Genomic DNA, 21,616 nt, shown 5'->3' with positions numbered 1-21,616 from the left:
AGCTATTGCTTCAATACATAAACTAATCAGAACTATTTATGCCTTGATTATCAATGATCAAATATATGATTACAACGTATCCACACATAACCAAAAAGACTTTAGTCGTAATTAATTGATCAAGTACATTATAACGCTAAGCCCAAAAATCAGATATATTTTGGCTTATTTGTCATGCTTAATGATAAAAATAAATCGATACTACAAAATACTTAAACTTAAATTTAAACAAAAAGCAAAGCCAAATATCGCATTGTGCTTGACTTTACGTAGAAAAGAGGATTCGTAAAAACGAATCCTCTTTTTTATTTTTCTAGTGCTTCATTTTCTAATTTCAGCGCAATTTCTTTAATTTTTTGAAAACGATGGTTTACACCTGATTTTGAAATAGGACCTCCTGGCAATTGTTCGGCAACTTCCTTCAAAGATAACTCCGCATGCTCCAATCTAAATCTGGCTAAAGTTGCCAACTTTTCTGGCAAAGTATCAATACCCACTTTTTCATCAATTAACTGTATTTGTTCTACTTGTTGGGCTGCTGCTTTCGCAACTTTCTTTAAATTTGCCGTATCACAATTAACCAAACGGTTCACTGAATTACGCATATCGCGCATAATTCGTAAATCCTCAAAAGCCAACATCGCATTTACTGCTCCAACAACATGGAGAAAATCACCAATTTTTTCTGCTTCTTTTAAATATACGATATAACCACTACGTCTCTTAGTCTTTTTAGCATTTAAGAAGAAATACTTATTCATCAAATTGGTTAAATCTTGATTATGATTTTCATAAAGTGAGTAAATTTCCAAATGGTAACGACTTGTTTCCGGATTATTTACACTTCCACCTGCTAAAAAAGCTCCACGTAAATATGACATAGCTCTCTGTTCAGAATTTATAATATATGTTGGAATTCCCGTAACAAGGCCCATTTTTTCATCAATAATTCTTAAATCTCTTAAAATTTCATTTACATTTTGCTGGAGCCGCACTAAATACTGATAATTTTTCTTTAATTTCATTTTTTTAGAAACGATTAGTAACGGTTCAATTCCATAAGCAGTTTTTATTAATGAAAAGATCCTGCGCGCAATGGCAGGATTTTCAGTAACAATATCTAAACTAAATTGATGATTATGTAAACTTAGACTCCCATTCATCCGCAAAAATGCTGCTAATTCCGCCTTTGCATGTTCTGGATGTACTGGTAAACTAGTTAATTCTTTTTTTACATCGCTAGCATATGAACTCATTATTCCTCCTGTTTTCGACGACAATAAGCATCAAATGCGATATTTAGTATTTCATCGACAACTTTTTTCCCATCATGAAATACTAACCCACTATGTTGATCAATAAAGTCGGCTGTAATCACTCGACATCCCTGTTTCCGCAACCCTTCAAAATCATTTCTTACCGGCTCTAAATACTCATCATAGTCAGCAGGATTAAACTTCGTCATGTCAATTTTTGCCCCATTCACAAGGACAGTATCGATATAATTTCCACCTAAATGATCATTAATAACTTGGACATGATCCGCTACACTAAAGTGATCAGTTTCGCCCTTTTGAGTCATAATATTACAAATATAAATCACTTCAGCCTTTGTTTGTCGTACAGCCTCGCCTAAATTATGAATTACTAAATTAGGTAATATTGAAGTGAACAAACTACCTGGTCCCAAGACTACTGCATCAGCTTGCATAATCGCAGCCAAGACTGGTAAAACCGCCTCTGGTTGAGTACTTGAGTTAGTATTAGTAACCCAGATTCTTTTGATTTGTTTATCTTGAGCGGTAATTTCAGTTTCACCAGCTTCAGTAGTACCATCAACAAACTCTGCATTTAAAGTCAACGGCTCATTTGAAGCTGGAAAAATTCTACCGTCAACGTGCATCATCTTAGATAAGGATTGCACTGCATCAAAAATATTACCTTGCATTTCATTTAGCGCAGCAATAATCAAATTGCCGATCGCATGACCAGCAAAAAAGGAATCTGATGAATTAAAACGATATTGAAAAATTTCTTTTTCCTTTTCTGGAATATCGGACAAAGATACTAAAACATTCCGAATATCTCCAGGAGGAACTACATTAATATAATTACGAATTGCTCCGGAAGATCCGCCATCATCTGCAACAGTAACAATAGCTGTAATATCAGCATTTTGTTCCTTTAACGCATTTAAAATTACTGGTAAGCCTGTTCCTCCACCAATAACTACAATTTTTGGCCGTCGTCCTTTTATGACACGGACAATTCTATTTTCACCATATGTCATAAAATTCTCCTTTATTTTTTAATATAACGACTAATTTCTCGATGGGAAATATCTACAGGATGGTCAGGGTACTTTTTGGCTAAATCAATCGCAAGTTGACGAGCAATTGATACACTGCGATGTTGACCACCAGTACAACCAATTGCAATTGTTAATTTTTCTTTTCCTTCTTCAATATAACCAGGAATAGCCGTTTCAAGCATTTCTAAGAATTTTTGATAAAATTCTTGAGTCTCCTTTTTTTCCATCACATATTCAAATACTCTTCGATCTAACCCAGTAAAAGGTTTTAATTGGGGAATATAAAAAGGATTTGGTAAAAATCTGACATCCATCACTATATCGGCATCAATGGGAATGCCATACTTAAAGCCAAAACTCATTACTTCAATTGAGAAGGTATGAGTTTCACTATCACTAAATGTTTTTACTAATTTTTCTTTTAATTCTTTTTTTGAAAGATTAGAGGTATCAATAATATAGTTTGAGACATTTTTTACTCGATTTAATACTTCTCTTTCCTTTTGAATCCCATCTAGTAATCTACCTTTTTGTGCTAAAGGCGGAAGCCGACGAGTCTCCTTATATCGCGATACTAAAACATCATCTGAGGCATCTAAAAATACCAAAGTTGATTGGACATTTTGACTATCTTCAAGTGAATTAATTTCATCTACTAAATCCTTGTAAAAGCTGCGTACTCTTAAATCAATTACTACTGCAACTTTACTAAAATCATCAGAGCTATTAATTAAATCCCAGAAGCTTCCTAATAATTCGGGTGGTAAATTATCTACTACAAAATATCCCATATCTTCTAAAGCTTTAATGGCAACCGTTTTACCTGCTCCACTCATACCAGTCACAATTAATAACTGTTTCTTTTTATCAGCCATTTTGATGCCTCCTTATGAAGGAATTATAACATACCGGGCGTTTCATTTTTACTTAGAGATAATAAAAAAAGCTTTAAATTACGGTAAATTCCATAATTTAAAGCTTTAATCGTTTTATTAACGGTGCATCCAAGAAACCATAAGTTCATTGAATCCAAATACTAATAACCAGAAAGCAACTAAGTATACCATAGTTAAAGCAGCTAACATTGGATTAAATAGTAAAACAATAGCAATAATTAAACTGATGATACTTAAAATCAAACTAAAAATAAAGTATCCAGTTGAAAATGCTCTAAGGTGAACTGAGAAAATTATTCCAATAATTGAATCAGCTAAGAACCAAATGGCAAATAGAATAGCTAAGGTTAAGCCACCAATCAAGTTCGAGCACAAGAATAAGATACCAATAATAATATCTATAATGGCTGAAAGAATGGTTACCCAACTCATACTAAAAACATCTCTAAATTTTGCATAAGCATAAATCCATAAGATACCTTGTAAAATTGAGATAATACCAAATAAGTAAACAAAAGTTCTAAAACTACGGTCTGGGTAAGCCATAACAATAAAACCTGCAATAATTAATAAAACCCCTCCGATGAATGCACCCCAGTCAAAACCACGATGTTCATCAGAACTAGAAAAATTATTCATAATTGTATTTCCTCCTCGTAGACAATTCTACTAGAAGACCGTTATTTTTTGCAAGCGTTATTAGTTAATATAGTATCTCTTTCCAAAACTGGTTTTAGATACTGTCCTGTATAACTTTCCTTAACCTGTGCCACCTCTTCTGGAGTACCAGTAGCAACAATTTGACCGCCACCTTCTCCTCCTTCAGGACCTAAGTCAATTAACCAATCAGCATTCTTAATAACATCAAGATTATGTTCAATTACAAGTACTGTATTGCCATCATCTACTAAACGTTGAAGTACTTCAAGTAAGCGCTTGATATCATCAGTATGTAATCCTGTTGTTGGCTCATCAAGAATATAGAAATTCTTTCCAGTTGATAATTTTTGCAATTCTGAAGCTAGTTTCATTCTCTGAGCTTCACCACCAGACAAGGTTGTAGCTGATTGACCTAATTTTACATAACCCAATCCTACATCAACAATAGTTTGTAATTTACGATGAATCTTAGGAATATTTTCAAAAAATTCAGTAGCTTCATTAATTGTCATATCTAAAACTTGGGCAATATTTTTACCTCGATAAGTCACTTCTAAGGTTTCAGAATTATATCTATTACCATGACAAACTTCACATGGGACATAGACATCAGGTAAAAAGTTCATTTCAATCTTAATGATTCCATCCCCATGACATGCCTCACAACGTCCACCTTTAACATTAAATGAGAATCTAGCTTTAGTATAACCACGCATTTTTGCCTCATTTGTTTGTGCAAAAAGCGTGCGAATATCATCAAAGACAGAAGTGTATGTAGCTGGATTTGATCTTGGTGTTCTACCAATTGGACTTTGGTCAATATCAATAATTTTTTCGATATTTTTATATCCTGTAATTGATTTATATTTACCAGGCTTAGCTGAATTATTATTTAATTTCTGTGCTAAAGCTCGCTTTAAAATCATATTTACTAAAGTAGATTTTCCTGATCCTGATACACCAGTTACTACAGTAAATTTACCTAAAGGGAAATCTACATTAATATCTTTTAAATTATTTTCAGCAGCACCTTTAACACTAATTTTCTTACCAGAACCTTTTCTTCGTTCTAATGGTACGGGAATAAATTTTTTGCCTGAAAGATACTGTCCAGTTAATGAGTTAGGATTTTTCATAATTTCTTCTGGTGTTCCAGCAGCCATTACTTTTCCACCATAAACTCCTGCTCCTGGACCAATGTCTAGGACATAATCAGCTTGGCGCATTGTTTCATCATCATGTTCAACCACAATTAATGAATTACCCAAATCTCTCATTTTCTTTAAAGAAGAAATTAAACGATCATTATCACGTTGGTGAAGACCAATTGAAGGTTCATCAAGAATATACATAACTCCAGATAAATTTGACCCAATTTGAGTAGCCAAACGAATCCGTTGTGCTTCCCCACCTGATAAAGTACCTGCAGAACGAGATAAAGTTAGGTAGTCTAATCCCACATTACTTAAGAAAGTTAAGCGATCTTCTACTTCTTTAAGAATTGGTTTAGCAATGACTGCTTCTTGTTCACTTAAATCAACATTTTTAAAGAATTCGATTTCTTTTTCAATTGGGAGATCAGATGCTGCCGCAATATCTGTACCATTAACCTTCACTGCCAATGCCTTCTCATTTAATCTTTTGCCTTTGCAAGTTGTACAAGTAAGTTCAGTTAAATACTTACTCATTGAATCTCTCATAAAGCTGGACATTGGATGATGGTAACGACGATCAACATTGTTCATTACTCCTTCAAAAGCTTGAGTAGTATCATTAACGCCAAAATCACCATTTAAATGAAACTTTATCTTCTTAGTAGAACCATGAAGAACAAGCTCACGCTGACGTTTAGTTAACTTCTTAAAAGGCTTATCCATTGGAATTTTTAATGCTTCACAAGCTTGTTCTAGCATTTGAGTATAATACTTTGAGTTCTTCCAAGGAGCAAGTGCGCCTTCGGCTAATGTTAGATTTTTATCTGGAACTACTAAATCTTCATCTACTGCTAGTTTCATTCCTAATCCATCACAATCAGGACAAGCTCCAAAAGGCGCATTAAAAGAAAATAAACGTGGTTCTAATTCACCAACGGTAAAACCACAAACTGGACAAGCATATTCTTCAGAGAAATTCATTTTTTCTCCGTCAATTACATCTACATCCATATATCCATCTGATAAACGTAAAGCAGCTTCAATTGAATCAAAAAGACGACTGCGAATACTATCTTTTACAATTAATCGGTCTACTACGATATCAATAGAATGGCGTTTATTTTTTTCTAATTCAAAATCTTCACTGATATCATGCATTTCTCCATCAACAATTACACGTACATATCCTGCTCTCTGAATTCGCTTAAAAACTTCTTTATGTTCACCTTTTTTATCTCGTATTATAGGTGATAAAATTTGAATCTTTGTTCTTTCTGGTAGGGCCATAATGCGATCAGCCATTTGATCAACAGTTTGACTCTCAATCAAAGTACCATCGTTAGGACAAATTGGGTGTCCAACACGTGCCCAAAGTAAACGTAAATAATCATTAATTTCTGTTACTGTTCCAACAGTAGAACGAGGATTATGAGAGGTAGTTTTCTGATCAATTGAAATTGCTGGGTTTAAACCATCAATAGAATCTACATCCGCCTTATCCATTTGGCCTAGAAACTGACGTGCATAACTAGATAGGGACTCAACATAACGTCTTCTACCTTCTGCATACAAAGTATCAAAAGCAAGCGAACTCTTTCCTGATCCAGATAAACCAGTAATAACCACCAATTTATCTTTTGGAATAGTCACATTAATATCTTTTAAATTATGTTCACGTGCACCATGAACAACAATTTTATCATTTGCCACTTAAACTACCTCCCTTTTTAGTTTTCTTAGTATGAACTTGATTTTGTAAATCTTGAATTGCATCACGTAAATTAGCTGCTTCTTCAAAATCAAGCTTCTTCGCAGCGGTTTGCATTTGATCAGTTAAGGTTTTAATCATTGCCTTCTTTTGTTTAACTGTTAATTCATCAAAATTGAGGTCACTAAAGCTCTCGGTTTGTTCTTCATTATCATCAACTGCTTTAGTAGCAGAGATTACATCCCTGATTGGTTTAACAATTGTTTTTGGAGTAATTCCATGTTCTTTATTAAATTGTTCTTGCAGTTGACGACGACGATTTGTTTCATCAATTGCAACTCGCATTGAATCAGTAATTGTATCAGCATACATAATTACCTCTCCATGTGCATTACGAGCTGCTCGACCAGTAATCTGAATTAATGGTCTGGTTGAACGTAAAAAGCCCTCTTTATCAGCATCTAGAATAGCTACTAAAGATACCTCTGGAACATCAATTCCTTCTCTTAAAAGATTAATTCCAACTAAAACGTCAAATTTTCCTAAACGCAAATCTCTAATTATTTGTAATCTCTCTAATGTTTTGATATCAGAGTGAAGATAACGAACTTTAATGCCTAAATCTTTTAAATAGTCAGTTAAATCTTCTGACATTTTTTTAGTTAAAGTAGTTACGAAAACACGCTCATTTTTTTGAATTCGTTTATTAATTTCTCCAACTAAATCATCAATTTGACCATTAATTGGTCGTACTTGAATCTTTGGATCTAATAATCCTGTTGGTCGAATAATTTGTTCTACTACACTATCAGTCCGATTGAGTTCGTAATCACCTGGAGTAGCAGAAACATACATTATTTGATTAACATGTTTTTCAAATTCTTCTAGCTTTAAGGGACGGTTATCTAGTGCTGATGGTAATCTAAACCCATAATCAATTAAGGTTTCTTTACGTTTGCGATCACCATTATACATAGCCTTTAATTCCGGCATTGTTGCATGTGATTCATCAATTAAAATTAAAAAATCATCTGGAAAGAAATCAAGTAAAGTATAAGGTGGTTGTCCTGGTTTACGGCCATCCATGTGACGTGAGTAATTTTCAATACCATTTGTGTATCCCACTTCACTCATCATTTCCATATCATAGGTGGTTCTTTGCTTAATACGTTGCGCTTCTAGAAGTTTGCCTTCTCCTTCGAATTTCTTCACTTGAAGATCTAATTCATCTTTTATAGAGCCGAGTGCTCGAGCCATATTTTCTTCATTAGTCATAAAGTGAGTAGCTGGGAAGAGTGACACTTGTTCTCTTTCACCAATTATTTCACCAGTTAAAGAATCAACTTCGACGATCCGATCAATTTCATCCCCAAAAAACTCTACTCGATAAGCATGTTCTGAGTTACCAGCTGGGAAAATTTCAACTACATCTCCCCTTACTCTGAAGCGTCCACGTTGAAAATCAATATCATTACGATCATATTGAATATTTACTAAATCACGCAATAAGGTATCACGCCCATATTCTTGACCTTCACGTAGTGAAATCACACTTCTTGCGTATTCTCGTGGATCACCCAAACCAAAGATACTTGATACTGAAGCTACCACAATCGTATCATTACGTTCCATTAAAGCGGAAGTAGCTGCATGTCTTAATTGATCAATTTCATCATTAATTGAAGAATCTTTTTCAATATAAGTATCAGAACTAGGTACATAAGCCTCTGGTTGATAATAATCATAGTAAGAAACAAAGTACTCTACTGCATTATGGGAAAAAAATTCTTTGAATTCGCTATATAATTGGCCAACTAAAGTCTTGTTATGTGAAAGAACTAAAGTAGGTTTATTTAAGTTCGCAATTACATTTGCCATGGTAAAAGTTTTACCAGTTCCAGTAGCACCTTGTAAGATTTGTTCTTTTTTACCATTTTGAAAACCAGTAGTAAGTTTATCGATTGCTTGAGCTTGATCTCCAGCTGGCTTATATTTAGAGACAAGTTCAAATTTCTTATCTTTTTGTCGTCTAATCATAATTTGTCCTCCGCAAAAAAAGTTGGACCAAGGTCCAACTTTTTATTTTGTATACTTATTTTACTACAGCGAACATATTTTCGCATTATATTTGATTAATTCTTAAGTAATTTACCTAGGGCATCTTGATAGTCTTCTGCAGCTTTTTTAGCTTCTTCAACAGTAGGTTTATTTACGCCAACATAAGCTTTAATAACAGGTTCAGTTCCTGATGGTCTAAGAGCTACCCAAGTATCATCTTCTAAGTAATACTTCAAAACATTAGAAACCGGGAACCCGGTTAATTCTTTTTCACCATTACTATCAATTGATGTTTGAGTTTCAAAATCTTCAATCTTAACTACTTTAGTTCCATTGATTTCATCAAGATGTTCATTACGCAATTTTTCCATTAAAGCTGCCATTTTCTTTTGACCGCCAATGCCTGGCATTTCAATCGCACGAGTAATTTCATAAGAAACTCCATACTTTTGCCAGATTTCTTGAAGTCCATCAAAGACGGTCATTCCTTTTGAGGCATAGTAACTAGCTACTTCACCAAACATTAGAGCACCTTGCATTGCATCTTTATCGCGTGCAAATGGCTTGAATAAATAACCATAACTTTCTTCAAAGCCCATTAAGAATTTGCCGTCATTTTCTTTATTCATCCGATCAACTTCTTCACCAATATACTTAAAACCGGTTAACACGTGCTTAGTCCGAATGCCAAAATCCTTAGCAATCTTAAATGGTAACGCACTAGAAACAATTGAAGTCACTAATTCATAATCAGAAGTTAAAGTACCGTTTTCCTTCATATGTTCTAATAGATAATATGCCATTAAAGTAGCAATTTGATTACCAGTAAGAACTTGGAAATTACCATCTGCTTTTCTCACCGCAGCTCCCATACGATCAGCATCTGGATCGGTTGCAATAATTACGTTTGCATCTACTTCATTAGCCAACTTAAAACCTGGTTCAAATACATCACGATATTCTGGATTAGGTTTAATTGTTGTAGGAAATTCAGGATCGATAATTGATTGACTAGGTACAGGAATCACATTATCAAATCCACCCTGTCTAAATGCTCGATCATAAAGCATCTTTCCTGTCCCATGTAAGGGAGTATAAATAATTTTTAGCTTATCAGCATTATTTTTAACCATTTCTGGATCAAAGGTTACTTCTTTGAGGTGAGCTAGATATGCCTCATCAACATCCTCACCTATTAATTGCAAAGTATTACTTGCGCGCAATTCTTCAACTGGAGCAGCTTCAACACCAAAAATATCGGTTACTTTTTGAGCATAAGCAAACAAACGATCCGCATTCTCAGGTGCCATTTGTGCCCCATCTTCGCCATAAACTTTATACCCATTATATTGTTTAGCATTATGAGAAGCAGTAATATTAATTCCTGCAAAAGTCTTTAAATAGCGTACTGCAAAAGAGAGTTCCGGTGTTGGTCTTAAGTCATCAAATAAATATACTTTAATTTTATGAGCTCCCAAAACACGAGCGGCATATTCTGCAAATTCACGTGAATGGTAACGAGAATCAAAGGAAATAGCAACGCCTCGTTTTTTAGCTTCATCACCATTTTCATCAATTAAACGAGCTAAACCTTCAGTAACTTTACCAATAGTAAATAAATTAATTCTATTAGTACCAGGTTCTAATTTTCCTCTCATACCGGCAGTACCAAAATTAATATCCTGACCAAAGGCATCCTCTACCCAACCTTTGTCTTGACTCAAAGTATTAAGTTGATCACTTAAGTAATCAGGTAAAACACTAGCCTGTTGCCACTGTTTAAGAGCATCTTGTGCGTTCATAAAATTAACCTCTATTCTATTTACTACTTTCTGAACTTATTTTACTATTTTTTTACCTCTTACAGTTGAGATATTCGTAATTTCTAAAAAAAGAGAGAAATTAAATAAAATTCCCCTCTTTCCACTTTAATTTAAATTTTTATTATCTAGCATATTATCATTTAAGCCCTGAATGTAATTGTAGGCTTCTTGCCCACCAATACTGCCATCACCAACGGCATTTGCTATTTGACGTAAATCTTTTGCCCTTACATCACCAATGGCAAAAATTCCCGCTACTTTCGTATGCATCTTATCATCCGTGGGAATCCAACCTTGTTCATCTAAAATACCCAAATCCCTAAAGGCATCAGTTTGTGGTTTAACACCTACATAAATAAATACACCAGCCACAGGCAACGTCTTTTGTTCTCCAGTCAATTTATCACGATAAACAATACCTTCGACTTTATTTTCGTTACCAACAATTTCTAGTACCTGGGCATTCCATATGAAATGCATTTTCTTATTAGCAAAAGCTCTTTTTTGTAAGATCGGTTGAGCCCTTAACTGATCACGTCTATGAATAACGGTAACTGACTTTGCTAATTGAGCAAGATATATCCCCTCTTCTACAGCAGAATCTCCACCACCAATTACGGCTACATCCTCATCTTTAAAAAAGGCCGCATCACAAACAGCACAATATGATACACCGCGGCCCTCATACTCCTTCTCACCAGGAATATCTAACTTTTTATGATTAGCTCCAGTTCCAATAATAAGTGCCTTAGTTACATACTCTTCAGTTTCAGTTTTAATGATTTTTTTATCACCTTCAAGTGAAACTGATTTAACCTCACCATACTTAAAGTCTGGTTTGAATTTCATTGTAGTTTGATACATTTTTTCGCCCAATTCAGGACCAGTAATTTCACTAAAGCCTGGGTAATTATCAATGATATCAGTATTATTCATCTGTCCACCATAAATACCACGATCTAAAATCAATACTTTCAGATTAGCTCGAGCAGCATATAAAGCAGCGGTTAATCCACTAGGACCAGCACCAATAATTACTACATCATATTTTGTTGTCATAAAATACCCTCTTTTAATTCTAGCCTTGTAAAATTATCGTACTGTCTTTTATTCTTAATTACAATTATTCTGCTTTTGGACTTCTTCCCATCATCCGGGCAATTTCTTCATCTACATCAGCATTTTCATAGAGAACATGATATACCGCTTCATTAATTGGCATATCAATATTTTTTTCTTCTGCTAATTCATGCACTGCTTTTACAGTTGTAGCACCTTCTACTACTTGGCCCATATTTTTTAAAACGTAATCTAAGCTTTTGCCTTCTCCGATTTGTTTACCGGCACGCCAGTTACGTGAATTCACAGAGGTACAAGTTACAATTAAATCACCAATACCAGATAACCCACTAAAGGTTTTAGCTTGTGCTCCAAAATATTCTACCCCTAAGCGAGAAATCTCCGCTAAACCACGAGTCATTAAAGCAGCTTTGGCATCGTCTCCATAACCCTTACCAGCTAAAATACCTGCAGCGATAGCAATAACATTCTTAATTGCACCACCGACTTCAACACCGACAAGGTCAGAATTAGTGTAAAAACGCACATAATTATTAGAAAATGCCTTTTGCACTTTTTTAGCATTTTCTTCATTGTCTGAAGCACATGCAATTGCAGTTAAATCTTTTTGAGCCACATTTTCAGCATGACTAGGACCAGAAATTGCCACAATTTTATCACTATCGTTAGGGTAAATTTCTTCTTTTAAAATATCTGAAATTAATTTCTTACTACCGGGCTCAATTCCCTTAGTTGCCGTAACTAACAATGGCTTGTTTCCACTTTGATCTAAAACCTCTTTAACTTGCTTGGCAACAATACGTACAGCACTTGTTGGAAGTACAAAAAGTACAATTTCAGCATCTTGAAGAGCTTTTGCTAAATCTCCCGTAGCAGAAGTGGTAGGATTCAAATGCCAATCTTTCATATAGTGTGAATTAGTATGATGTTCATTTATTTCTTTATTTACTGCTTCAATATTACCGTAAAAAATTACATCATTCCCATTATCCGCTAACATTGAACCTAATACAGAACCCCAGGAACCATTTCCTAAAACTGCAATTTTTGTCATTTTTAATACTCCAAATCTATAATTTTATTTAACTCGTTCATATGGATACTTCAAGCCGCTTCCTGCTAGATACCAGTTAGGTTTAACTACTCGGCGACGGTAAATCCATGTTGCAATTGCTAATATAAATAGTACTACACTTAAGGCTTGTGAAACTCTAATTGTATTAGCAAGATACAAACTATCAGTTCGCATCCCTTCAACAAAAAATCTTACTAACGAATACCATATCACATATGTTAAAAAGATTTCACCTTGTTTAAAAAGATGCTTTTTATGTCTCAAACTCAAAATTATAATTAATCCAATTAAATTAAAAAAGGATTCATATAAAAAGGTGGGCTGATAATATATTCCGTTAATTTTCATTTGTTGAATGATAAAAGTTGGTAAATGCAAACTTTCTAAAAATGCTAGAGAAGTAGGCGAGCCATGTGCTTCTTGATTAATAAAATTACCCCAACGGCCAATAATCTGTCCGGCCATTACTCCTGGTGCAATAATATCTAACATTAACCAAACTGATAAATTTCTTTTTTTACAAAAAATAATTAATACAGCTAGTCCACCAAGAAGACCACCATAAATTGCGATTCCACCATTCCAAATCGCTATTATCTCATTCGGATGTTGTGAAAAATAGCCCCACTCAAATATCACATAATAAATTCTGGCGCAAATAAAACCGATTGGGACAGCCCATAATAACAAATCGATAAAATCATCCGGCATAATTTGTCTTCTTTTTCCTTCTCTAATAGCCATAATTGTCGCTACTAGAACAGCTGTAGCCATAATTATACCGTACCATTTAACCGATAAAGACCCAATACTAAAAGCAACTGGATTAATTACTAAAGTCATTATTTTATCCTTTACTTCTCTTCTTTAGAATTATCAGAAATTAGCTCAGCAAGATTTTCTTTAAATTTTTTACTTGCATCATATCCCATTCTTTTTGCGCGGAAATTCATTGCAGCTACTTCAATAATAATTGCAATATTTCGTCCAACTTTTACTGGGATGGTTATTTGGGGAACTGAAACGCCAACTAATTCTTTTTTGTTTTCATTTAATCCTAACCGTTCATAGTTTGAATCAGGATTCCAATTTTCAAGTTTAATAATTAATTGAATTTCGCTCTGATCTCTAACCGATCCAGCCCCAAAAAGATTCATTACATCAATGATACCAATTCCCCGAATTTCCATTAAATGTTTTAAAATTTTGGGAGCTTCACCGACAACAGTTTTTTCATCTTTTTGAAATACATCTACCCGATCGTCGGCAATTAAACGATGTCCTCGCTTAATAAGATCCAAGGCGGTTTCTGATTTTCCGACCCCTGAATTTCCAATAATCATAACTCCCATGCCATAGATTTCAACTAGAACACCGTGCATACTTTTACGAGGTGCAAGTTTTTCATCTAAGTAATCCGTTAACAAACTAGAAAGTCTTGTTGTCGCCAGTTTACTTTGAAGTACCGGAATTTTGGCTTGATTACAAGCTTCTATTAATTCTTGGGGAACTGATAAATCACGAGCAATCACAAAACAAGGAGTTTCTGGAGTCGCCATTCGCTTAAATACTTTTTGACGTGCTTCATGGTTTAAATTTTTGCTATAAGAAATCTCAGTTCTACCTAAAAGCTGAATTCTTTCCTTAGGATAGAAATCAAAATATCCTGTTAACTCCAAACCAGGTCGTGAAATATCAGAGACTGAAATCACGCGTTGATCTAAAAAATTCTCGCCTTCAATAACTTTCAAAGTAGGATTGGCTTTAACTAATTCTTTCACTGTAACAGGTTCAACCATGTCTATGCCTCTCAATAATTATATTTATTCATTTATAAGTTATTATACTTTAATTTGGATTTTGTTGGCTTAATTGCCATTGTAAATAAGCATAGATGAAATCATCCAATTTTCCATCCATTACGCCGTTAATATCACTAGTTTCAAAATTAGTCCGGTGATCTTTAACCATGTTATACGGATGAAAAACATAAGACCTGATTTGAGATCCAAAATTAATATTTTGCTGATCACCTTTTAATGCTTCCGTCTGTTTACGCTTTTTTTCTTCTTCTAATTGAAAAAGTTTAGCCCGTAACATATTCATTGCTGTTTCACGATTTTGAATTTGTGAACGTTGAGCCTGAGAAGAAGTGACAATTCCTGTGGGCAAGTGTGTAATTCGTACGGCACTAGAAGTTTTATTAATATGCTGTCCACCAGCTCCACTTGAACGGAAAACATCAATTCGTAAATCATCGGGATTAATTTTAATATTAATACTTTGATCAATTTCCGGTATTACTTCTACTGAAGCAAAAGATGTATGTCTTCTTTTAGCAGAATCAAATGGCGAAATTCTAACTAATCGATGAACTCCATTTTCTGATTTTAGTAAACCAAAGGCATTAGTTCCCTCAACTCGTACACTTACGCTTTTCACACCAGCTTCATCACCAGCTTCAAAATTTTCAACTTCAAATTTTAAATTATGACTTTCACAGTATCGGCGATACATCCGAAGTAACATCTCAGCCCAATCCATTGCTTCCGTTCCACCAGCACCGGGATGTATTTCTAAAAGTGCATTATGTTGATCATACTTTCCTGAAAGCAATAAATTTAATTCATAATCTTGAAATGCTTGATTTAGTTTCGATAAATTATCGATTAATTCAGTTTCTAAATTTGAATCTGTTGTTTCTTTTACTAAATCTAAAGTAACTTCTACATCCTCAAAACTTTGTTCAAGTTCCTTAAATTTATTACTTTTTTCTTTCATAATATTAGTTTCATTAATTATTTTTTGAGCTAACTCTTGATCATTCCAAAAGTCTGGGTCTGCCATTTTTTGTTCGTTAATAGCAATTCCCTCATTTAAAGAATCAAAGTCAAAGAGACCCCCTAAAGTGGTTTAATTTTTGTTGTAATTGATTTATATTATTTTGTATTTCACTAATTTCCATATTTCACCTATAAGAAAAGGAGGCATTTCACCTCCCATAATATTAACGACTTAAGTTTTGTCTAATTTGTGCTTTCATAAATAATCGGGTGGCATCATATTCGATGTTACTGATCATTTCTTCAAACATCCGATAACCAGCTTCTTGATATTCAACAAGTGGATTTAATTGACCATAACCACGTAATGAAATAGATTGACGTAATTGATCCATTGCATCAATATGATCTGTCCAACGATCATCAACCACACGTAAAATAACTACTTTTTCAAATTCTAACATTTGTGCTGGATCAGCTAGCTGTTCCTCTTTTTCTTTATAGTTATCTTCTGCTAATTGATAAAGTTTTTCTTTTAATTCATCAGCAGTTAATTTACCTAGATCGATACTCTTCGCAGTTTTTTCATCAGTAATACTTGAGGCAATGAAGTCTCTTAATTGATCATTGCGCCAATCCTTCTTTTCACCTTGAGTATAAAGATCAACTTGATGTGAGATTGTACGTTTAATCATTGGCATTAAAATGTGACGTAAAGATTTTTCTTCATTAATCACTTGCATTCTTTCGCCATAAATAATTTCACGTTGAGTTCTCATAACATCATCATATTGTAAAGTCTGCTTACGTGTATCGTAGTTATTACCTTCTACACGCTTTTGGGCAGATTCAACCTGATTAGTAATCATTTTACTTTCAATTACTTTATCTTCATCGTTATCGGAAATACGATCTAAGAATGCTTTAATTCTTTCTGAACCGAAGCGCTTCATTAAATCATCTTCTAATGAAAGATAGAAACGCGTTACACCAGGATCTCCTTGACGTCCTGATCGACCACGCAACTGATTATCAATACGACGAGATTCGTGTCGTTCAGTCCCAATAACAGCTAAACCACCTAGTTCTTTTACTCCAGGCCCAAGTTTAATGTCAGTACCACGTCCAGCCATGTTGGTGGCAATTGTAACTGCACCTTTTTGACCAGCATTCATAATAATTTCAGCTTCTTTAGCATGATTTTTGGCATTAAGCACAGCATGCGGAATTCCTGCCTCATTAAGTAAGTTACTTAATCGCTCAGAACTTTCAATAGCAACAGTACCTACTAAAACTGGTTGTCCTTTGGCATGGCGTTCTTTAATTTCTTCTACTACGGCGTGGAATTTAGAATCCAAGTTTGGATATAAACGATCGGGCATATCAACTCTAGCCTTAGGTCGGTTAGTAGGAATAGTTATAACTTGCATATTATAAATTTCACGGAATTCTTCTTCTTCTGTTTTACCAGTACCAGTCATTCCTGAAAGTTTTTTATACATTCTGAAGAAGTTTTGATAAGTAATAGTTGCTTGAGTCTTAGATTCTTCTTGAATTTGCACACCTTCTTTTGCTTCAATAGCTTGGTGCAAACCATCAGAATAACGTCTACCTTCCATTACACGTCCAGTAAAGGAATCAACAATCATTACTTCTCCATCTTTAACTACATAGTCAATATCTTTTAACATAATATAGTTAGCACGAAGCGCCTGATCAATATGGTGGACTAAAACTTGATTGTCAATATCATACAAGTTTTTTAAGCCAAAATGTTTACATGCTTTTTCAATCCCCTGATTAGTTAAATTGATCGTCTTAGTAGGCCAATCAATCTTGTAATCACCATGATCTTCATCATCATCAACATCATCGTCACTTTTATCTTCAACTAAGGTTTTAACAAAGCGATCAGCACGAATGTAATCTCCATTTGATTGAGTAGCTTGACCAGAAATAATTAATGGCGTTCTAGCTTCATCAATCAAAATTGAGTCAACCTCATCAATAATTGCATAATTAAGTGGACGTTGAACCATCTGTTCCTTGTAAACCACCATATTATCTCTCAGATAATCAAAACCTAATTCTGAGTTAGTGGAATAAGTAACATCACAATTATAGGCTTCACGTTTTTCATCAGGTGACATTGAATTCAAATTCAAACCTACTGTTAAGCCAAGCCACTTATAAAGTTGGCCCATTTCACTTTCATCACGAGAAGAAAGATATTCATTAACAGTTACAACATGAACCCCTTTACCAGTTAAAGCATTTAAATATACAGGCATTGTAGCTGTTAAAGTTTTACCTTCACCAGTCATCATCTCGGAAATGTTACCAAAATGAAGTGAAATTCCCCCGATAATTTGTACTCGATAAGGATACAAACCTAAAACTCTTTTTGCTCCTTCACGAGCAGTTGCAAAAGCCTCCGGCAAAATATCATCTAAGGTTTCCCCGTTTTCCAATCTTTTGCGGAATTCGGGTGTTTTTGCCTTTAATTCTTCATCACTTAACTTTTCATATTCATCAGCATAGGATTCAACCTTATCTGCTAATTTTTCAAATCTTTTTAATTCTCTTTTATCGGTGTCATAAAGTTTTCTTAAAATATTAGCCATTAAATCGATCCTTAATTTAAAAATTGTGCACAAATCTAAATAGATATACCATGCAATTTTAACATTTTATTGCTAAAAATAAAATGGTCTAATAAAAAAAGGTTCTCATCTTTAAGATAAGAACCTTTAGAGATATTTAATTATTCATTTGTTTCTATTAAGCCATATCGACCATCATTACGTTTATAAACGATACTGGTTCCATTAGTGTCTGCATCTTGAAAGATGAAAAAGTCATGTCCTAACATATCCATTTGTAAAATTGCTTCTTCTGGATCCATTGGCTTTAAATTCAAGCGTTTATTACGAACAATATTAAATTTTTCAGGAACTTCTTTTTCTTCTTCTAAATCTTCATAGAAGAAATCTTTAATTCCTTTTGCACGACTCTTACGATTTACTCTAGTTTTGTACTTTCTAATTTGACGTTCTAATTTCTCTGATACAAAATCAATGCTCTTGTACATATCATCAGTAACATCTTCTGCACGTAATACTAAGTAAGGTAGAGGAATCGTTACTTCTACTTTAGCTGAATGATCAGGATAAACACGCATATTTACATGTGCAATAACATCAGTGTTAGTTTCAAAATACTTTTCTAACTTCTCGAGACGTTTTTCAACATATTCTCTTAAAGCATCCGTAATTTCAATGTTTTCGCCACGTACATTATATTTAATCATAATAGTCTCCTTCTACATGCCCTAAATCAACCTTCATCTTTATTATATCAAATATGTAAGCGATATCAAATTTTAATGAGCTAGAGTTAAGCTTTGGATTTCACTTTGTGGAAAAAGCTTATTTACAGCATCCCTAGCATGATATAAAGTGCGTCCCGTAGTATAAATATCATCAAGCAGCAAAATCTTTTGTGGAGTATTTTTTATAGAAATATCTTGTTTTATCGTAAAAGTTTGTTTAGTCCTCAGTCTCTCTGCTTTATTTTTTTCTCCCTGTGCACTCTCTGAATCATTTTTTTCTAATAACTGACATAATTTAACTTTATCCTCGTATATACTCCTAATAGTATCAAAACTTCGCTTTTTTAAATGTGTGGGTGAAGATGGGAGCGGAATATAAAGATCAGCTTTAGGAATTTTAGCTAGTAATGATTGTAGAACTAAACGCATTTCATAGTCTCCATACCGTTTATATTGCACCATGATGTCATGAAATACTTCGTTATAACGATATAACGAAGTATTTTTTAATATTTTACCTTGATATAAATTCTTCCAATAACGACAATCTTCACATAGTGATGTTACTTTCTTCAAAGGCTTTGAGCAATTTTGACAGCTGTTTTTTTCTATCCTAGAAAATTTACTTTTACAAGCATGACAAATATAGTGACGAGTATTTTTTCTAAATAAAAATATTTCACTATAATTTATTGACCAAGTAAATTTATTAAAACAAATTAAACACTCATTCATTTTTATTGATTCATTTTCCTAATTTGCTGATTAGCAAGGCGGATGTTTTTAGTATAACGGTGATAACAAAAGATCACATTTCCTTCTTTATCATCTTTACTACGTCCTACCCTACCTGCAATTTGTACCAGACTAGGAGTAGTATAAATTCGATCATCAGCTGCAACAACAATTACTTGAACATGTGGAAAAGTTACTCCTCTTTCCAAAATCGTAGTAGTTAAAAGCAAATCAATTTTATTATTTCTAAATTTTTGAACTTTTTCTTCGCGTTGTTTATCGCCAGCATAAACACTTTCAACTCGTAATTTTGGGCAGGATTTTTCTAAACTCACTTTGTAATCATTTAATTCTGCTATTCTTGGTAAAAAAATCAAAATTGGTTTGTTTAATTTTAAAAGCCGGTTAATAGTATTCAATAACTTATAATTTATTTTTTTCTTAGTAATGAATGGTTTTAAATAAAATTGGTTTTGGGGAATCGGTAATAATCCTCCATGAAATCTTCGATTTAGCACTGAATAATCAATTTTCTTACTTTTTGCCTGTGCTAACAAATGTGAATCAGGTGTTGCGGTAAGAAAAAATTGCACTCCATCTTTTTTAACTGAAAATTTTGCACCAGCCAAAAGCATAGGATTGTTCACATAGGGAAATGAATCTACTTCATCAATAATCAATAAATCGAAAGTATGATAAAACTTTAATAATTGATGAGTAGTGCAAATTATAAATTGGTGATTTTTCGGTTCATTAAAAGTTTTCCCATGATATTTTCCAATTTCTATCGTATTAAAGGCCGTCGATAATCTGGGATAAAGTTCATTTACGACATCAATTCGTGGTGTAGCAAGAGCTACTCTAAGTCCTCGCATTAACGCCGTATTGATCACTTCAAACAACATCTCAGTTTTGCCTGCACCTGTAACGGCATGAACTAAATGATTTCGTCGCTCTTTTAATGATTGCTGTAATTTTTGGGAGACGATTGCTTGTTCTGGAGTAAGTTTTCCTCTCCAACTTAAAATTTTGTCATCACTAACTGGATAACCACTTTTTTCTTGCTCCTTATACCGCACTAACCAATTAGAATCATCAATTCGACCTAAGCCTATACATTTACGACAATAAGATTTATTATTGGGTAACATCCCAGTAACAGTTTGTTGACAACGTTGACAAACTTTATCTTTGATTGCCCTAACTTTTGTTGTTTGATCCATTATGGTATTGTTAGATTGCTCTATGACCCATTGACGTCCAAATAGATTTTCATCTTTTTCCATATTTTCAACTTTCACCTCAATTTATATTACGTCAAAAGGAGGAAAATTTTTGTCCATTAATCCACAAGCTTATTTAACTATTAAAGAAAATGGTAGTAATGAAATAGTTATCAAAAAAAGTCGTTTCATTTGTAATCTAGCTCGAACTGAAGATGTTGACGCAGCTCAAAAATTTATTGAAACAATTACCAAAAAATATCACGATGCAACTCATAATACTTATGCATATACGCTTGGCCTTAATGATAACCAGGTCAAAGCAAGCGATAATGGTGAACCCAGTAGAACTGCCGGAATTCCAGAGTTGAAGGCCTTGCAGCTAATGAATTTAAAAAATGTTACCGCAGTTGTAACCAGATATTTTGGTGGAACAAAGTTGGGTGCTGGTGGACTTATTCGCGCATATTCAAATTCTGTAACAGAGGCTGCAGAAAAAATTGGAGTGGTTCGTTGCAGTTTACAACAAGAACTAAATTTTACGATTAGTTATTCTAATGTTGATTCTGTCAATCATTTTTTACAGCAAGAAAATATTGCTATTGTGGACCAAACCTATGGTACTGATGTCACTTATACAATTTTTCTTGATATTGAAAAAATTGATGATTTTCAGAAAAAGCTTACTAATTTTTTATCTGGTAATGTCAGTTTCAAGTTGGGAGAACAACGTTTTAACGAAACTCTTCTCAAAAATAATAATTTTCACGACAAATAAA

The 21,616-nt window shown here is 33.7% G+C and carries 17 protein-coding genes; 1 reads left to right on the top strand and 16 read right to left on the bottom strand.

Going from position 1 to position 21,616, the window contains the following annotated elements; all coding sequences use genetic code 11:
* Nucleotides 1–305 precede the first annotated feature (305 nt).
* From whiA to LrDSM24759_RS06655, 16 genes are all read right to left on the bottom strand, one after another.
* Nucleotides 306–1,256 (bottom strand): DNA-binding protein WhiA, encoded by a 951-nt coding sequence (gene whiA, locus LrDSM24759_RS06730; RefSeq protein WP_117118729.1) that lies wholly within the window; start codon nucleotides 1,254–1,256, stop codon nucleotides 306–308.
* A complete protein-coding gene (gene mgfK, locus LrDSM24759_RS06725) occupies nucleotides 1,256–2,290 on the bottom strand; it encodes a gluconeogenesis morphogenetic factor MgfK (protein ID WP_117118728.1) in 1,035 nt (344 codons plus the stop codon). Before mgfK ends, whiA begins: the two co-directional genes overlap by 1 nt.
* An 11-nt stretch (nucleotides 2,291–2,301) precedes the next feature.
* Nucleotides 2,302–3,186, bottom strand: a complete 885-nt coding sequence (gene rapZ / locus LrDSM24759_RS06720; protein WP_117118727.1) for an RNase adapter RapZ — start codon at nucleotides 3,184–3,186, stop codon at nucleotides 2,302–2,304.
* 117 nt (nucleotides 3,187–3,303) lie between these two features.
* Nucleotides 3,304–3,846, bottom strand: coding sequence for an HdeD family acid-resistance protein (locus tag LrDSM24759_RS06715; RefSeq protein ID WP_117118726.1), 543 nt, complete (start codon nucleotides 3,844–3,846; stop codon nucleotides 3,304–3,306).
* 41 nt (nucleotides 3,847–3,887) lie between these two features.
* Nucleotides 3,888–6,731 carry an excinuclease ABC subunit UvrA gene (uvrA, locus tag LrDSM24759_RS06710; RefSeq protein WP_117118725.1) on the bottom strand — a complete coding sequence of 948 codons (2,844 nt, stop codon included), beginning with the start codon at nucleotides 6,729–6,731 and terminating at the stop codon, nucleotides 3,888–3,890.
* A complete protein-coding gene (gene uvrB / locus LrDSM24759_RS06705) occupies nucleotides 6,721–8,766 on the bottom strand; it encodes an excinuclease ABC subunit UvrB (RefSeq protein ID WP_117118724.1) in 2,046 nt (681 codons plus the stop codon). Before uvrB ends, uvrA begins: the two co-directional genes overlap by 11 nt.
* 95 nt (nucleotides 8,767–8,861) lie before the next feature.
* Nucleotides 8,862–10,589 (bottom strand): phospho-sugar mutase, encoded by a 1,728-nt coding sequence (locus LrDSM24759_RS06700; RefSeq protein ID WP_117118723.1) that lies wholly within the window; start codon nucleotides 10,587–10,589, stop codon nucleotides 8,862–8,864.
* Nucleotides 10,590–10,715: 126 nt separating this feature from the next.
* The gene (gene trxB, locus LrDSM24759_RS06695) at nucleotides 10,716–11,669 is read right to left on the bottom strand and encodes a thioredoxin-disulfide reductase (protein WP_117118722.1); all 954 of its coding nucleotides are present in this window, start codon (nucleotides 11,667–11,669) and stop codon (nucleotides 10,716–10,718) included.
* A 64-nt stretch (nucleotides 11,670–11,733) separates the two neighbouring features.
* Nucleotides 11,734–12,744, bottom strand: coding sequence for an NAD(P)H-dependent glycerol-3-phosphate dehydrogenase (locus LrDSM24759_RS06690; RefSeq protein WP_117118721.1), 1,011 nt, complete (start codon nucleotides 12,742–12,744; stop codon nucleotides 11,734–11,736).
* A 24-nt stretch (nucleotides 12,745–12,768) separates the two neighbouring features.
* A complete protein-coding gene (lgt, locus tag LrDSM24759_RS06685; RefSeq protein WP_170133369.1) occupies nucleotides 12,769–13,608 on the bottom strand; it encodes a prolipoprotein diacylglyceryl transferase in 840 nt (279 codons plus the stop codon).
* Nucleotides 13,609–13,619: 11 nt separating this feature from the next.
* Entirely contained in the window at nucleotides 13,620–14,564 is a 945-nt protein-coding gene (gene hprK, locus LrDSM24759_RS06680; protein ID WP_117118719.1) for an HPr(Ser) kinase/phosphatase, read from the bottom strand.
* A 49-nt stretch (nucleotides 14,565–14,613) separates the two neighbouring features.
* Nucleotides 14,614–15,730, bottom strand: a protein-coding gene (gene prfB, locus LrDSM24759_RS06675; protein WP_117118718.1) for a peptide chain release factor 2 whose coding sequence is annotated in 2 segments (ribosomal slippage) — nucleotides 14,614–15,657 and nucleotides 15,659–15,730 — 1,116 coding nt in all. Because the reading frame shifts where the segments join, the coding sequence is not laid out codon by codon here.
* Nucleotides 15,731–15,772: 42 nt separating this feature from the next.
* Nucleotides 15,773–18,172, bottom strand: a complete 2,400-nt coding sequence (gene secA / locus LrDSM24759_RS06670) for a preprotein translocase subunit SecA (protein WP_117118717.1) — start codon at nucleotides 18,170–18,172, stop codon at nucleotides 15,773–15,775.
* 140 nt (nucleotides 18,173–18,312) lie between these two features.
* Nucleotides 18,313–18,858: a ribosome hibernation-promoting factor, HPF/YfiA family gene (gene hpf / locus LrDSM24759_RS06665; protein WP_117118716.1), complete on the bottom strand. Its 546-nt coding sequence runs from the start codon at nucleotides 18,856–18,858 to the stop codon at nucleotides 18,313–18,315.
* Between the two features lie 72 nt (nucleotides 18,859–18,930).
* On the bottom strand, nucleotides 18,931–19,614 hold the full coding sequence (locus LrDSM24759_RS06660) for a ComFC family protein (RefSeq protein ID WP_117118715.1): 684 nt from the start codon (nucleotides 19,612–19,614) through the stop codon (nucleotides 18,931–18,933).
* A 2-nt stretch (nucleotides 19,615–19,616) separates the two neighbouring features.
* A complete protein-coding gene (locus LrDSM24759_RS06655; RefSeq protein WP_117118714.1) occupies nucleotides 19,617–20,900 on the bottom strand; it encodes a helicase-related protein in 1,284 nt (427 codons plus the stop codon).
* Nucleotides 20,901–20,949: 49 nt separating this feature from the next.
* Between LrDSM24759_RS06655 and LrDSM24759_RS06650 the strand changes: the two genes are divergently transcribed.
* Nucleotides 20,950–21,615, top strand: coding sequence for a YigZ family protein (locus tag LrDSM24759_RS06650; RefSeq protein ID WP_117118713.1), 666 nt, complete (start codon nucleotides 20,950–20,952; stop codon nucleotides 21,613–21,615).
* Nucleotide 21,616: the final 1 nt, after the last annotated feature.

This window comes from Lactobacillus rodentium (assembly GCF_003423665.1).
Lineage (GTDB): Bacteria > Bacillota > Bacilli > Lactobacillales > Lactobacillaceae > Lactobacillus > Lactobacillus rodentium.
Note: the sequence above shows the minus strand (reverse complement) of the source record. Positions and strands in the feature narration are given on the sequence as shown.

Coding starts and splice junctions, on each gene's coding strand:
- LrDSM24759_RS06700 (WP_117118723.1), bottom strand. CDS start 10,589: ATGAACGCACAAGATGCTCTTAAACAGTGGCAACAGGCTAGTGTTTTA.
- LrDSM24759_RS06655 (WP_117118714.1), bottom strand. CDS start 20,900: ATGGAAAAAGATGAAAATCTATTTGGACGTCAATGGGTCATAGAGCAA.
- hprK (WP_117118719.1), bottom strand. CDS start 14,564: ATGGTTGAACCTGTTACAGTGAAAGAATTAGTTAAAGCCAATCCTACT.
- secA (WP_117118717.1), bottom strand. CDS start 18,172: ATGGCTAATATTTTAAGAAAACTTTATGACACCGATAAAAGAGAATTA.
- mgfK (WP_117118728.1), bottom strand. CDS start 2,290: ATGACATATGGTGAAAATAGAATTGTCCGTGTCATAAAAGGACGACGG.
- LrDSM24759_RS06715 (WP_117118726.1), bottom strand. CDS start 3,846: ATGAATAATTTTTCTAGTTCTGATGAACATCGTGGTTTTGACTGGGGT.
- whiA (WP_117118729.1), bottom strand. CDS start 1,256: ATGAGTTCATATGCTAGCGATGTAAAAAAAGAATTAACTAGTTTACCA.
- trxB (WP_117118722.1), bottom strand. CDS start 11,669: ATGACAACAAAATATGATGTAGTAATTATTGGTGCTGGTCCTAGTGGA.
- hpf (WP_117118716.1), bottom strand. CDS start 18,858: ATGATTAAATATAATGTACGTGGCGAAAACATTGAAATTACGGATGCT.
- LrDSM24759_RS06660 (WP_117118715.1), bottom strand. CDS start 19,614: ATGAATGAGTGTTTAATTTGTTTTAATAAATTTACTTGGTCAATAAAT.
- lgt (WP_170133369.1), bottom strand. CDS start 13,608: ATGACTTTAGTAATTAATCCAGTTGCTTTTAGTATTGGGTCTTTATCG.
- LrDSM24759_RS06690 (WP_117118721.1), bottom strand. CDS start 12,744: ATGACAAAAATTGCAGTTTTAGGAAATGGTTCCTGGGGTTCTGTATTA.
- rapZ (WP_117118727.1), bottom strand. CDS start 3,186: ATGGCTGATAAAAAGAAACAGTTATTAATTGTGACTGGTATGAGTGGA.
- uvrB (WP_117118724.1), bottom strand. CDS start 8,766: ATGATTAGACGACAAAAAGATAAGAAATTTGAACTTGTCTCTAAATAT.